Genomic DNA, 13,419 nt, shown 5'->3' on the forward strand with positions numbered 1-13,419 from the left:
TATCTATATTAAGGGAACCGCTCTCTTGTCATCGTGCTGCAATTAGAAATCCATTGGGTATAGATATAACATTATTTCTTTTTTTCAATAACAGTCAGCATAGTATTCATGCTGACTGTTACTCTTTAATTTATTGCATCAAAAATTGCAGTTGTTAGTTTAGATAATTGTTCCGGTTGAATAATATAAGGCGGCATCAAATAAATTAATCGGCCAAATGGTCTAATCCACACGCCATTTTGGACAAAATGACGCTGTAGCGAAGCAACATCAACAGGCTGTTCCATTTCAACAACACCTATAGCCCCTAAAACCCGGACATCTTTGACTGAATTGTGTAATTTAAGAGGGAGTAATTCTGTTTTTAGCTGAGTCTCAATTAATTGAATGCGTTGTTGCCACGGGCTATCAGAGAGTAATTTCAGGCTGGCACTGGCAACGGAACAAGCCAGCGGATTTCCCATAAAAGTCGGGCCATGCATAAAACAGCCTGCTTCTCCCTGACTGATAGTCTCTGCAACATGTCGGGTGGTGATTGTTGCTGATAACGTCACATAGCCCCCCGTCAACGCCTTGCCTAAACATAAAATGTCTGGATTGATTTGTGCGTGCTCACAGGCAAATAGTTTACCGGTTCTGCCGAATCCGGTAGCTATCTCATCTGCAATGAGTAAGATCTGATACTTATCACAGAGCTGACGAACCTGACGCAGATATTCGGGATGGTAAATCCGCATTCCACCCGCACCTTGCACAATCGGTTCCAGAACCACGGCTGCGATTGCATTATGATATTGCAATAATAATTGCTTGAAAGAATCAGTATCTTCTGGTCGCCATTCATCACCAAACTGACACTGAGGGGCATCGGCAAACAAATGGTTTGGCAGATAACCGTTATACAGGCCATGCATGGAATTATCAGGATCACAAACAGACATGGCGCCAAAAGTGTCACCATGATAGCCATGACGCAGGGTCAGAAAACGTTGGCGATTTTCTCCTCTGGCCTGCCAGTATTGCAGTGCCATTTTCAAGGCAACTTCTACGGCAACAGATCCTGAATCTGCCAAAAAAACACATTCCAAAGAGTCAGGTGTCATCGCCACTAATTGTTTACACAGTTCAACCGCAGGAGGATGGATGATTCCGCCGAACATGACGTGGGACATTTTGTCGATCTGTGATTTAGCGGCATCGTTAAGTGCAGGATGATTATAACCGTGAATCGCTGCCCACCACGAAGACATACCATCAATCAGTTTATGGCCATCTGATAAAACCAACTCCACACCCGCTGCTGATACAACGGGATAGGTGGGCAGGGGATGAGTCATGGATGTATAAGGATGCCAAATATGGCGCAGATCAAATTCAATATCTGAAGGGTTCATCATAAATTTGTTGTAAACCTTTGTGATCTCATTTTGGTTGACATGATAACGGTGTTATTTAAACTGACAATATTTTTCTCATTGGAGATGTTATTGTGAGTGAGTGTCAACCATGGACTATCAGGCAATCACAAGAGTTGTTTGATAAACCTTTTTTTGAATTGTTATTTCAGGCACAACAGATACACCGCGAACATTTTGATCCGCAGCAAGTGCAAGTCAGTACTTTACTTTCGATTAAAACCGGTGCTTGTCCAGAAGATTGTAAATATTGTCCACAAAGTTCCCGCTACAAAACTGGTCTGGAAAAAGAACGGTTGATGGAAGTGGAAAAAGTCATCGAGTCAGCGCATAAAGCCAAAAATGCGGGTTCAACTCGTTTTTGTATGGGAGCCGCATGGAAAAATCCGCATGAGCGCGATATGCCATATTTAGAGAGAATGGTCAAAGAAGTTAAAGAGCTGGGAATGGAAACCTGCATGACACTGGGAATGCTGAACCAATCTCAGGCACAGCGTTTGGCAGAGGCAGGTCTGGACTATTACAACCATAACTTAGATACCTCACCAGAATTTTACGGCAATATCATTACGACCCGCAGCTATCAGGACAGGTTGGACACATTGGATAATGTCAGGGATGTCGGCATCAAAGTTTGCTCGGGTGGGATCGTGGGTCTGGGTGAACAAATCCGTGACCGGGCCGCATTGTTGGTACAACTGGCCAATTTACCCAAGCCGCCGGAAAGTGTGCCGATTAATATGTTAGTAAAAGTGAAAGGTACTCCATTAGAAGATAATGAAGAAGTGGATCCTTTCGATTTCATCCGCACCATCGCAGTGGCGAGAATTATGATGCCAAAATCTCATGTCCGCTTATCCGCAGGGCGTGAGCAAATGAACGAACAGACTCAGGCCATGTGCTTTATGGCAGGGGCCAACTCCATTTTTTACGGCTGTAAATTACTGACTACACCAAACCCAGATGAAGATAACGATTTGCAACTGTTCCGTCGTTTGGGGATAAATCCTCAACAGACAAAAACGGCATTTGGTGATAAGCAACAGCAGCAGAACTTGACGGAAGCCATTATTCATAATGCTGATGATGAACAATTTTATAACGCGGCAATATAATGAGCTGGTCAGACTCACTCTCCCGACGTTTGGCCGAACGTCGGGGAACCTCGCTATGGCGTAATAGACAAGTCCATCAGGGTTCTGATGGACGTTTATTATTCACTTCAGATGGCCAATACCTGAATTTTTCCAGTAACGACTATCTTGGGCTAAGCCAGCACCCCAAAATCATTGCTGCATGGCAACAAGGTGCTGAGCAATATGGTGTAGGCAGTGGAGGCTCAGGGCATGTAACGGGCTATACGACCGCACATCATACTTTAGAACAGCAATTGGCTGAATGGTTGGGATATTCCCACGCCCTATTATTCATTTCCGGTTACGCCGCTAATCAAGGCGTAATTGCAGCTTTGATGGAAAAAGACGACCGCATTATTGCTGATCGCCTCAGTCATGCTTCGTTGATAGAAGCTGCCATGCAATCTCCCGCACAACTTCGGCGTTTTCTGCATAACGATATGGACTCTTTGAAGCAATATCTGTCAAAAGAGTGTCCGGGGAAAACGTTGATGGTTACGGAAGGTATTTTTAGCATGGATGGCGATCGTGCTCCGCTCAAACTCATTATGCAGCAAGCAAAATCAACGGAAAGCTGGCTGATGGTAGATGATGCCCACGGCATTGGTATTCACGGTGATGAAGGCCGAGGCAGTTGCTGGATGCAAAATGTTAAACCGGAAATTCTGATTGTTACTTTCGGTAAAGCGTTCGGATTGAGTGGTGCGGCGGTTTTGTGTGATGAACAAACGGCAGAATATCTGATCCAATATGCCCGGCATCTGATTTACAGCACTTCAATGCCGCCTGCGCAGGCAGTCGCGCTTTCCGAAGCAGTGCGACAAATCAGAGCCGGGGAAGCATTACGCCAAACGTTGCAAAATAACATCCGCTATTTTCGCCATGAAGCGCAGCATTTGCCTTTTTCCCTGATAGATTCAGAAACTGCTATTCAGCCATTAATCATCGGGGATAATGAACTTTGTATCATGTTATCTCAGGTACTCAGACAGAAGAAAGTATGGGTTAAGGGGATACTACCACCAACAGTTCCTCCTGAAAGTGCCCGTTTGCGCATTACACTGACAGCAAGCCATACACGGCAGGACATTGATATATTACTGGAGGCCTTGCATGACTCTGGCTGTTAATTCTGTCAATAAACAAGCGATTGCAGGGGCTTTTGGGCGAGCGGCTTCAAAGTATGACACGGTGGCTAAACTGCAACAGCAAACCGGTGAATATTTGATGGAGTTGGCACAGACAGAAAATATCGGTACTCAGGTATTGGATGCAGGATGTGGAACCGGCTTTTTCAGCGCACGTTGGACACAACAAGGTAAGCTAGTTATTGCACTGGATCTGGCTTCCGGTATGTTAAGCCATGCGCAGGAGCAACAGGTTGCTGATTATTATCTGCAAGGAGACATTGAGCACCTGGGACTGGCGGATAACAGCATAGATATATGTTTCAGTAATCTGGTGGTGCAATGGTGTAATGACCTGCCACGCGCATTACGGGAGTTTTATCGCGTTACTTGTTCCGGTGGGCTTATCGTTTTTTCCACCCTTGTACAGGGATCACTGCATGAACTGGAAACTGCATGGAAGCAGGTGGATGATTATCGGCACATTAACCAATTTTTGCCGCTGCGGACAATCACGCAAGCATGCCAGCCATATCGGCATAAAATCATCAGTCGGCAATATTGCCAATATTATCCTCAACTCCTGCCTTTGCTGAATTCCCTGAAAGGAATTGGTGCAACACACCTTCATCATGGTTGCCAGCAGGGATTGATGACCAGAAAACGTTTAAACACCCTTGCTGAGGTATACCCACGCCATAATGGGGATTACCCGTTGAGCTATCAAATTGCTTTTGGAGTTATTTATTGTGACAAGTAAATATTTTCTTGCCGGAACCGATACTGAAGTAGGTAAGACAGTTGTTAGCTGTGCATTGTTGCAAGCGGCTAATCGAAAAGGATATCGAACTGCGGGTTATAAACCAGTGGCATCAGGGAGTGAAATCACGGGAGAAGGAATACGTAATGGTGATGCATTGGCTTTACAGCATAACAGCTCGGTGTCATTAACATATCAGGAAGTGAACCCCTTGGTATTTGTTGAACCGACTTCGCCTCATATTGTGAGTGCTGAGCTTAATCAACCGATTGATTTTTCAGTGCTCTCGCAGGGATTAGAAATATTGACGACAAAAGCGGACTGGGTTTTGATAGAGGGAGCAGGAGGTTGGTATACACCATTATCGGAAAATACGACTTTTGCTGATTGGGTGATTCAGGAGAATTTACCCGTGATTTTGACCGTAGGTATTAAGTTAGGTTGTATAAACCATGCAGTGCTGACAGCAAAAGCTATCCAATACTCTGGACTGAATCTGGTTGGTTGGGTTGCTAATGAAATTGAACCTGCCGGTAAACATCAGGCAGCCTATCTGGAAACGTTGAAGCGTATGATCCCAGCTCCTTTATTGGGTGTTATTCCTCATCTGAGTGAATCATGTGATAACAGTAAAATAGGAGAATATATAAACATTGCTTCATTAGTTAACTAATTGTTTACTTAGCGTTAGCTAAAATTAATAGATATAACAATATCCGGATCAGTTTCATGATGAGAAAAATGTTTTCTTTCAACAAGGATTGAAACATTTTTTATCAAAAAATAGTGTGAATTGAGTTCAAAACAGGATAAAAATATCCTGCTATTGGAAAAAATCACAAACAGAAATAACTCCGCAAGCTCCCATGCCTAATAGGGTTTGCTGAGTTATCCACTATTCCTGTGGATAACCTTGTGCATTAGTTTTAGAAAAGCATCCTCACGCAAGACAATACGCGGTTTGCGAGAGATTTGCTGTTATTCTCTCCTTTAATTTTTAAATCAATAAAATCAAGTAATTAAATAAAAGCAATTCCTTTCTTCATCCCTTTGCTACTCGATGCTTTATCATTTCAGTAGCTAATACAAAAATAGGAAAAAGCAAGCGCATTATCTGGGGATAAAAATAGCCGTCAATAATGTTAATTAATAGTTAATGTCACTATAAGTTATAGTAAGTTTTCTTTGTTACAGAACCTCACTTACCTTTCCTTGAAATAAAAACAATATTATTTTATTAACTCACTTGAAGCTGGTTTTTTATCCAGTATCATAAACAGGCTTTTTGAGTGTATGGATGGCGTGGGGTATTTTTATACATGATGGCGGGAAGAAGATGAGTAAAGAAACAAACAAAGTATTTAAGTTACATTCTGATTTCAAGCCGGCAGGTGATCAACCATCGGCTATCAGACAATTGCAGGAAGGACTGGAAGATGGCCTGGCACACCAGACACTTTTGGGTGTAACAGGATCGGGTAAAACTTTCACAGTAGCTAATGTTATCGCAAACTTAAATCGACCAACTATGATCCTTGCCCCCAATAAGACATTGGCGGCACAGCTTTATAGCGAAATGAAAGCGTTCTTCCCTGAAAATGCGGTGGAATATTTTGTTTCTTACTATGATTACTATCAACCCGAAGCCTATGTGCCCAGTTCAGATACGTTTATTGAAAAAGATGCTTCGGTAAATGAACATATTGAGCAGATGCGCTTATCGGCAACAAAAGCCTTGCTGGAGCGTCGGGATGTGGTTGTAGTGGCATCAGTCTCCGCTATTTATGGTCTGGGTGATCCAGATAGCTACCTGAAAATGATGCTTCACTTAACGGATGGAATGTTAATCGATCAGCGCGCTATCCTGCGCCGTTTGGCAGAATTGCAATATACCCGCAACGATCAGGCATTTCAGCGTGGAACATTTAGGGTACGTGGTGAAGTCATTGATATTTTTCCGGCAGAATCGGATGAGCACGCGTTACGTGTGGAATTGTTCGATGATGAAGTTGAACGACTTTCTTTGTTTGATCCGCTGACTGGTCAGGTTCAGTACAATGTGCCGCGTTATACTGTCTATCCCAAAACTCACTATGTCACACCGCGTGAACGTATTCTTGAGTCGATGGAAGAGATTAAGGTTGAATTGGAACAACGACGCAGGGTGCTATTGGCATCAGATAAATTGCTGGAAGAGCAGCGTATTACCCAACGTACACAATTCGACCTCGAAATGATGAATGAACTGGGTTATTGCTCAGGAATTGAAAACTACTCCCGTTACTTATCTGGTCGCGCAGAAGGTGAAGCGCCTCCGACGCTGTTTGACTATCTGCCGGCAGATGGTTTGTTGGTAGTGGATGAATCCCACGTTACCATTCCACAGATTAGCGGTATGTACCGGGGGGATCGCTCCCGTAAAGAGACATTGGTGGAGTATGGTTTTCGGCTGCCATCGGCCTTGGATAACCGCCCACTGAGATTCGAGGAGTTTGAAGCTCTGGCACCACAAACCATTTATATTTCAGCGACTCCCGGTCGCTACGAATTGGATAAATCCGTTAATGATGTTGTTGAACAGGTAGTGCGTCCAACCGGGCTAATTGATCCTGAGATTGAAGTTCGTCCGGTGTTGACGCAGGTAGATGACCTGCTGTCTGAAATTCGTATCCGTGCAGTCAAAAATGAGCGGGTGCTGGTAACGACCTTAACTAAACGAATGGCGGAAGATTTGACTGAATATCTGGAAGAGCATGGCGAACGAGTGCGCTATCTCCATTCAGATATTGATACCGTTGAGCGAGTGGAAATTATCCGTGATCTGCGCTTGGGTGAGTTTGATGTCTTGGTTGGTATCAACTTGCTGCGGGAAGGGTTGGATATGCCGGAAGTTTCTCTTGTGGCGATTTTAGATGCAGACAAAGAGGGATTTCTCCGTTCCGAGCGCTCCCTGATCCAGACTATCGGTCGTGCTGCACGTAACCTGCATGGTAAGGCTATCTTGTACGGTGACAGAATTACCGACTCCATGGCAAAAGCTATTGACGAAACAGAACGTCGCCGCGCCAAACAGCAAGCGTTTAACGATGAACATGGTATTGTGCCGAAAGGGTTAAACAAAAAAATTGGCGACATACTGAAAATTGGTCAGCCGGTTAACGGCAAAGGGAAGACCAAAGGAAAAGGTAAAGTTGCTTTGGGTACGGATGATTACCAGAAGCTGTCTGCAAAAGAACTGGAGATTAAAATCCGTGAACTGGAAGACAAAATGTACCAGCATGCACGGGATCTTGAATTTGAACAGGCGGCTAACGTTCGTGATCAAGTACAGGCATTGCGGACGCAATTTATTTCCAATTCCTAAACAATATGAATGGCAGATATATACAATGAATTTCGGGATGCAGCCGATAAAACTGTAACTTGAAAGATGAAGGTATAGAGAGTGAATAATTTCGCTCTCTATCAATACCATGTGAGCTAACCCAATTTTTGCAGGGTATTTTCTATCGCTTGCCGTAATAACTCACGATCATGACGATAGGGAATATCCTGAGCTTCTAACACTTGTTGGCTGACAATTCGATCATGGAAAAGGCTGATATCGGTGCGAGGGCCGACAATAAGAGCATTAATCATTTTACGCCCAATTTTATTTTCCATTATTTCCAGCTTGTCTTTTAACGATAATTCGGCAGCAGAATGGCTGAGTTCTTTCCCCAGATTGCCAATATAAATCATATTTGCGTTGCTACGGCGCAGTGATTGAGTTAAATCCTCCAGCAATAACAATGGCATTAGGCTGGTAAAAAAACTACCGGGACCGATTAAAATCAAATCGGCTTGTTCAATGGCATCCAATGCTTCTTTAGTGGCATTAACATGGGGATAAAGAAATAACTCCTGTGGTACACAATTAAGCTGGTCAACATTTACTTCGCCATATACGGTATTGCCTAGATCATCCACGGCCATTAAATCAACTGCTTGTTCTGACATAGGGATCAGATGTGCATTTACTTTCAGCAGATTGCGGAGCAGGTTAATCGCCTCCAGAGGGCGGACACTTAAATGATCCAGCGCCTTCAACATTAAATTACCCAAATTATGACCAGCCAGTTCGCCATTGCCACCAAATCGATACTCAAACATGGCAGAGGCAATGGTAGGTTCTGTGATTAGCTGATTGAGACAATTACGCATATCTCCCCAAGCGATCCCACCTTCTGAACGTCGTATTCTTCCGGTCGAACCCCCATTGTCGGTTGTTGTGACAATGCCGGTCAGACGGGCACCAAGAGAAGAAAGAGAAGACATAACGCGTCCGAGTCCATGACCGCCACCAAGGGCGACTACACGATCCAAATCAGCTAATGTGCGATTACGCATAAGATTCCTGTTACTGGCTAAAGTTGGTGGGTCTAATAAATCTCGTGTAATTTATCATAAAAAATGATGCGTTCAGTAATTGCTGTGATTTCATGCGGTTTTTTGTCTGATATTTTTTAACGACAGCATAAAAATATTGTAGAAATCAAGTGTTATAGTTTTTGGTTAACTCGTTGTATATTAAGATATATACCGAATGTGGCATTAGCTTTTTATTATTTTAAGCGGTAAAATCTTGGATGAGTACATCGTCACTCACGTAATTATTCGCATAAAAGTTTAATTGATATTAACTCCTAGCCTCTGTGTCTAAGTCGTTGCTCTATCAAACGGATAACACATTGATATGATACTTTGGCCGTGGCTCCTGAGTCACCAAGGTGCAAGGTAGAAATGCCCGCATCTCCCGTACTTGGAAGGTGTTATTGTGGAACAACTCGTAGACGCATTTTTGCGTAAATTTTATTACCTGAGGTTATCAATTACTGATGTGTGTAACTTTCGTTGCACATATTGTTTGCCTGATGGATATCGGTCTCATGGTCATAAATCATTTCTTTCCCTGCCCGAAATTCGCCGCGTCAGTCGCGCTTTTGCCGAACTTGGTACAGAAAAAATCCGTTTGACAGGGGGAGAGCCAACCATGCGCCGGGATTTCTGCGATATTATTGCCACAGTTCACGAAAACCCACAGGTCAAAAAAATTGCAGTAACAACCAATGGTTACCGGATGGAACGGGATGTATCCAAATGGAAGGAGGCAGGTCTGACAGCCATTAACGTCAGTGTTGATAGTCTCGATCCTCGTCAGTTTCACGCCATCACGGGGCAGGATAAATTTTTTCAGGTTATGCGTGGTATTGATGCTGCGTTTGACGCAGGATTTAACACAGTAAAAGTTAACGCTGTGCTGATGAAAAATGTGAATGATATTAACTTGCCAGCTTTTCTTGACTGGGTTAAACCGCGTTCAATTCAGTTGCGCTTTATTGAATTGATGGAAACGGGTGAAGGTCACGCCATTTTTCATCGTCACCACCTTTCTGGTGAGGTTATCCGCAGCCGGTTGTTGCAACAAGGTTGGCAACAAAAACAGAGTACCCGCAGCGACGGGCCGGCTCAGGTCTTCCGCCATCCTGATTATCAGGGCGAGATAGGCCTTATCATGCCGTATGAAAAAAACTTTTGCCAAAGCTGCAACCGCTTGAGAGTCTCTGCGATTGGTAACCTTCATTTGTGTCTGTTTGGTGAACAAGGCATCCCATTGCGTGATTTATTATATGACGGTGCGTCACTTGAAGCACTAAAACTACGGATTCAAGGTGGGTTGCGCCATAAACGTGAGACTCACTTTTTACATCAGGGTGACAGTGGAATCACCCCCAATCTTTCTTTTATTGGTGGTTAATTTAACTTCAAGACCCATTTTTTAGGAGTAAAGAATGTCCCAACTGACCCATATCAATACTGCGGGTGAAGCTCATATGGTGGATATTTCTGCCAAATCAGAAACTGTGCGTGAGGCAAGGGCAGAAGCATTTGTTGAAATGCAGGCTGAAACATTGGCAATGATCATTGCCGGTGATCATCATAAAGGGGATGTCTTTGCGACTGCTCGTATTGCGGGCATTCAGGCGGCTAAAAGGACTTGGGAATTAATCCCGCTTTGCCATCCGCTGCTGCTCAGTAAAGTGGAAGTTCAACTGGAAGCACAAATAGAACATAACCGTGTCAGAATTGAATCTTGCTGTCGCTTAACTGGGAAAACAGGCGTGGAAATGGAAGCCTTGACCGCAGCATCGGTAGCCGCATTGACGATTTATGACATGTGTAAAGCGGTGCAAAAAGATATGGTTATTGGACCTGTTCGTTTGCTGGAAAAAAGCGGTGGAAAATCAGGAAATTTTAAGGTGAAAGCATGATCAAGGTACTGTTTTTTGCTCAAGTCCGTGAATTGGTAGGTACAGACTCACTGGAATTGCCGAATAATTACCCAACGGTAGCCGGTCTTCGTCATGCATTGATTGAAAAAGGCGAACGATGGGGGGTTGCCTTAGAGGAAGGTAAATTGCTGGTGGCTGTCAATCAATCCTTTGTCCATGCTGAACACCCGTTGAATGATGGTGATGAAGTGGCTTTCTTCCCACCTATCACGGGAGGTTGATGATGGAAAATACCCGAATTCGTGTTCAGCGGGAGGTATTCAGTGTGGGCGATGAATACCAATGGCTTTCACTATGTGATGAAGACGGTGCTGTTGTAACTTTTACGGGCAAGGTTCGTAACCATAATCTGGGTGATAACGTTAACGCTCTGATGCTTGAGCATTATCCTGGCATGACAGAAAAGATGTTGCAGGAAATTACTGATGAAGCGCGCCAACGTTGGTCTTTGCAACGTATCAGTATTATTCATCGAATTGGGGAATTGTATCCGGGAGATGAAATTGTATTTGTTGGCGTCACAAGTTCTCATCGCAGCATAGCTTTTACGGCAGCAGAATTTATCATGGACTATCTGAAAACCAAAGCACCATTCTGGAAAAAAGAGTCTTTTGCAGAAGGTGAACGCTGGGTTGAAACGAGACAAAGTGATCAGGAAGCGGCAAATCGCTGGTAGCAACTCACTGGTAACGAAAGAGCTGAAACGAAGACATTCAAATAAAGGATTAGTGGATCATTTTGCGAACTATCATGAAAACCGGGCAGATAAATAATATATCACTGAAATTGTCGTTAATTGGCGGATGGCTTTGTTAATGTTCTATGCTAATGTATAACTTTTAAATAGATTGTTTATTTTTAAACAGTCTCAATCCTTAAACATTGTCATGAAAAGGTAATCGTCATGGACCGATATCAACGTTCTAATGGTTCGATTGTCCAGAAAACCAGTTCTGGTATACAAACTTATATGACTCAAGTCTACGGTTGGATGACTTGTGGTTTGTTGTTAACCGCGTTTGTTGCATGGTATGTAGCAAATACTCCTGAAATTTTATACGCCATTTTTAGCAGTTCCATTGTTTTTTATGGTTTGATCATTGCACAACTTGCCTTGGTATTTGTGCTGTCTGGTCTGGTTCATAAAATGAGCGGGGCGTTAGCGACAGGGTTGTTCATGTTCTACTCTATGCTGACGGGTCTGACACTTTCTAGTATTTTTGTGATTTATACCAGTAGCTCGATTGCCAGTACACTCGTGGTTTCAGCGGGTATGTTTGGTGCATTGAGTGTTTATGGTTATACGACCAAACGTAGTCTGAGTGGTCTGGGTAGTTTCCTGTTTATGGCGCTTATCGGCATCATTCTGGCTTCTTTGATAAACATCTGGCTGAAAAGTCCGGCATTAATGTGGGCAATCACCTATATCGGTGTTGTGGTTTTTGCTGGTTTGACCGCATATGACACTCAGAAACTGAAAGAAATGGGTGAACAAATGGATGTTAATGATAAAGAGAACCTGCGCAGATATTCTATCACTGGCGCTCTGACTCTGTATCTGGACTTCATTAATCTGTTCTTGATGTTGCTGCGTATTTTGGGTGATCGTCGATAATCACTGACATATAGCGTTACTCTTCAATATAAAAACCCTGCTTTGGCAGGGTTTTTATATTGAAGAGTAATTACTATTAAAGAGTTGTATTTCAGGCTCAGTTGCCATTTGTAAATAGGTGCGACATTTGCCTGTGAATGCAACCCAGGTATCTGTTTCCCGCATTGAAATTTCCGTCATGCGGTCATCCTTTTCAGTATCAATCTGTTGCAGTACGGTGAGAAACAATCTTTTCTGATCTCCGAAATGATGATACACAATATCCTTCCGCGCCAAAAAATTTCTATTTTGGGTGTTCCATAAAATCTTTTCATGGAACAGTTTATTCGAAATAGTAGTATATTATTGCGATGAAAGAGGTGTGAAATCTACATGTTGATTAAAACTTGCTTTTAGAGAATTGATATGGTTATCAAAAAGTTGGACAATTTCTGACTCATTAGCGTGACAGATACGGGCAGGGGTGTTCAGTAATTTTCCGTTAGAATGCCATTTTAACATTTTATTTTTCCATTCTTGAGGGTAGTTATACGATAGACAAGCTATATTCGCCCAAGGATCACATATCCATATTTCTGAGTTATAATGTCGTTTGAATAATTCTGTTAATGGAAGTTCAAAATTAACCGATAATTTCACAAAATTGTGATCAAAAATACCTGAAGGGCATTCGATCTCTAATATTGTAATATCAAATGGTTTTTTATATATTTCCCAAATTAATTTTGATTCTTTAATTAAATATTCTAATGCTATATCAGAATATTCACCGCAATTACCCACTCTGTGATTAGGTGATATTCTATTTCGGATATTGTTTTTTTCATATATATTATTTACTCTTTCTGTATCATTTCGCTGGTTTTTTAATAAATCTACTCTGTAATTAATAGATTGTAATGAATAATATTCTTGTTTAGATGCTGATAATCGATAAAATGCTTCTTCCGTGTATAACTTATTAGTAGATTTCAACTTAAAAAAATTCCTTGTATGATGTAAAGCATCTAATATAATATTTTCTATAGCCATTT

General features: G+C 42.5%; 14 protein-coding genes and 1 riboswitch. Of the genes, 10 read left to right on the forward strand and 4 right to left on the reverse strand.

Annotated features, from left to right (window positions below):
• Positions 1-125 precede the first annotated feature (125 nt).
• Positions 126-1,394, reverse strand: coding sequence for an adenosylmethionine--8-amino-7-oxononanoate transaminase (gene bioA, locus AC5JQI_RS06465; protein ID WP_493914631.1), 1,269 nt, complete (start codon positions 1,392-1,394; stop codon positions 126-128).
• Positions 1,395-1,489: 95 nt separating this feature from the next.
• Between bioA and bioB the strand changes: the two genes are divergently transcribed.
• The 5 genes from bioB to uvrB all read left to right on the forward strand — a co-directional run bounded on the left by bioB (position 1,490) and on the right by uvrB (position 7,802).
• Positions 1,490-2,530: a biotin synthase BioB gene (gene bioB / locus AC5JQI_RS06470; protein ID WP_493914103.1), complete on the forward strand. Its 1,041-nt coding sequence runs from the start codon at positions 1,490-1,492 to the stop codon at positions 2,528-2,530.
• On the forward strand, positions 2,530-3,681 hold the full coding sequence (bioF, locus tag AC5JQI_RS06475; protein ID WP_493914104.1) for an 8-amino-7-oxononanoate synthase: 1,152 nt from the start codon (positions 2,530-2,532) through the stop codon (positions 3,679-3,681). Before bioB ends, bioF begins: the two co-directional genes overlap by 1 nt.
• A complete protein-coding gene (gene bioC / locus AC5JQI_RS06480) occupies positions 3,665-4,438 on the forward strand; it encodes a malonyl-ACP O-methyltransferase BioC (protein WP_493914105.1) in 774 nt (257 codons plus the stop codon). Before bioF ends, bioC begins: the two co-directional genes overlap by 17 nt.
• Positions 4,428-5,111 carry a dethiobiotin synthase gene (gene bioD, locus AC5JQI_RS06485; RefSeq protein ID WP_237387540.1) on the forward strand — a complete coding sequence of 228 codons (684 nt, stop codon included), beginning with the start codon at positions 4,428-4,430 and terminating at the stop codon, positions 5,109-5,111. Before bioC ends, bioD begins: the two co-directional genes overlap by 11 nt.
• 663 nt (positions 5,112-5,774) lie before the next feature.
• A complete protein-coding gene (gene uvrB / locus AC5JQI_RS06490; protein ID WP_493914106.1) occupies positions 5,775-7,802 on the forward strand; it encodes an excinuclease ABC subunit UvrB in 2,028 nt (675 codons plus the stop codon).
• Positions 7,803-7,918: 116 nt separating this feature from the next.
• Here the strand turns inward: uvrB and yvcK are convergent, their stop codons facing one another.
• Positions 7,919-8,827 (reverse strand): uridine diphosphate-N-acetylglucosamine-binding protein YvcK, encoded by a 909-nt coding sequence (gene yvcK / locus AC5JQI_RS06495; RefSeq protein ID WP_092550891.1) that lies wholly within the window; start codon positions 8,825-8,827, stop codon positions 7,919-7,921.
• 281 nt (positions 8,828-9,108) lie between these two features.
• Positions 9,109-9,265, forward strand: a riboswitch (molybdenum cofactor riboswitch).
• Between yvcK and moaA the strand changes: the two genes are divergently transcribed.
• The 5 genes from moaA to AC5JQI_RS06520 all read left to right on the forward strand — a co-directional run bounded on the left by moaA (position 9,255) and on the right by AC5JQI_RS06520 (position 12,385).
• Positions 9,255-10,235 carry a GTP 3',8-cyclase MoaA gene (moaA, locus tag AC5JQI_RS06500; RefSeq protein ID WP_493914107.1) on the forward strand — a complete coding sequence of 327 codons (981 nt, stop codon included), beginning with the start codon at positions 9,255-9,257 and terminating at the stop codon, positions 10,233-10,235. It overlaps the preceding riboswitch by 11 nt.
• Positions 10,236-10,269: 34 nt before the next feature.
• Positions 10,270-10,749, forward strand: a complete 480-nt coding sequence (moaC, locus tag AC5JQI_RS06505) for a cyclic pyranopterin monophosphate synthase MoaC (protein WP_323855598.1) — start codon at positions 10,270-10,272, stop codon at positions 10,747-10,749.
• Positions 10,746-10,991, forward strand: a complete 246-nt coding sequence (gene moaD / locus AC5JQI_RS06510) for a molybdopterin synthase sulfur carrier subunit (protein WP_493914108.1) — start codon at positions 10,746-10,748, stop codon at positions 10,989-10,991. The genes moaC and moaD overlap by 4 nt, the downstream gene beginning before the upstream one ends.
• Positions 10,991-11,446, forward strand: coding sequence for a molybdopterin synthase catalytic subunit MoaE (gene moaE / locus AC5JQI_RS06515; RefSeq protein ID WP_493914109.1), 456 nt, complete (start codon positions 10,991-10,993; stop codon positions 11,444-11,446). Before moaD ends, moaE begins: the two co-directional genes overlap by 1 nt.
• A gap of 228 nt (positions 11,447-11,674) precedes the next feature.
• Complete coding sequence (locus AC5JQI_RS06520; protein WP_237387962.1) at positions 11,675-12,385, forward strand: Bax inhibitor-1/YccA family protein; 711 nt, start codon at positions 11,675-11,677, stop codon at positions 12,383-12,385.
• A gap of 54 nt (positions 12,386-12,439) precedes the next feature.
• Here AC5JQI_RS06520 and AC5JQI_RS06525 read toward each other — a convergent pair whose 3' ends face one another.
• Positions 12,440-12,643 carry a hypothetical protein gene (locus tag AC5JQI_RS06525; RefSeq protein ID WP_493914110.1) on the reverse strand — a complete coding sequence of 68 codons (204 nt, stop codon included), beginning with the start codon at positions 12,641-12,643 and terminating at the stop codon, positions 12,440-12,442.
• A gap of 84 nt (positions 12,644-12,727) precedes the next feature.
• Entirely contained in the window at positions 12,728-13,417 is a 690-nt protein-coding gene (locus AC5JQI_RS06530; RefSeq protein WP_493914111.1) for a hypothetical protein, read from the reverse strand.
• Between the last annotated feature and the right edge of the window lie 2 nt (positions 13,418-13,419).

It is taken from the genome of Xenorhabdus sp. XBWT (assembly GCF_059072735.1).

What these genes read in the sequence shown, in the direction of transcription:
- bioA (WP_493914631.1), bottom strand. Translation starts at nt 1,394, where the DNA reads ATGAACCCTTCAGATATTGAATTTGATCTGCGCCATATTTGGCATCCT.
- bioF (WP_493914104.1), top strand. Translation starts at nt 2,530, where the DNA reads ATGAGCTGGTCAGACTCACTCTCCCGACGTTTGGCCGAACGTCGGGGA.
- bioC (WP_493914105.1), top strand. Translation starts at nt 3,665, where the DNA reads ATGACTCTGGCTGTTAATTCTGTCAATAAACAAGCGATTGCAGGGGCT.
- uvrB (WP_493914106.1), top strand. Translation starts at nt 5,775, where the DNA reads ATGAGTAAAGAAACAAACAAAGTATTTAAGTTACATTCTGATTTCAAG.
- yvcK (WP_092550891.1), bottom strand. Translation starts at nt 8,827, where the DNA reads ATGCGTAATCGCACATTAGCTGATTTGGATCGTGTAGTCGCCCTTGGT.
- moaC (WP_323855598.1), top strand. Translation starts at nt 10,270, where the DNA reads ATGTCCCAACTGACCCATATCAATACTGCGGGTGAAGCTCATATGGTG.
- moaD (WP_493914108.1), top strand. Translation starts at nt 10,746, where the DNA reads ATGATCAAGGTACTGTTTTTTGCTCAAGTCCGTGAATTGGTAGGTACA.
- moaE (WP_493914109.1), top strand. Translation starts at nt 10,991, where the DNA reads ATGATGGAAAATACCCGAATTCGTGTTCAGCGGGAGGTATTCAGTGTG.
- AC5JQI_RS06520 (WP_237387962.1), top strand. Translation starts at nt 11,675, where the DNA reads ATGGACCGATATCAACGTTCTAATGGTTCGATTGTCCAGAAAACCAGT.
- AC5JQI_RS06530 (WP_493914111.1), bottom strand. Translation starts at nt 13,417, where the DNA reads ATGGCTATAGAAAATATTATATTAGATGCTTTACATCATACAAGGAAT.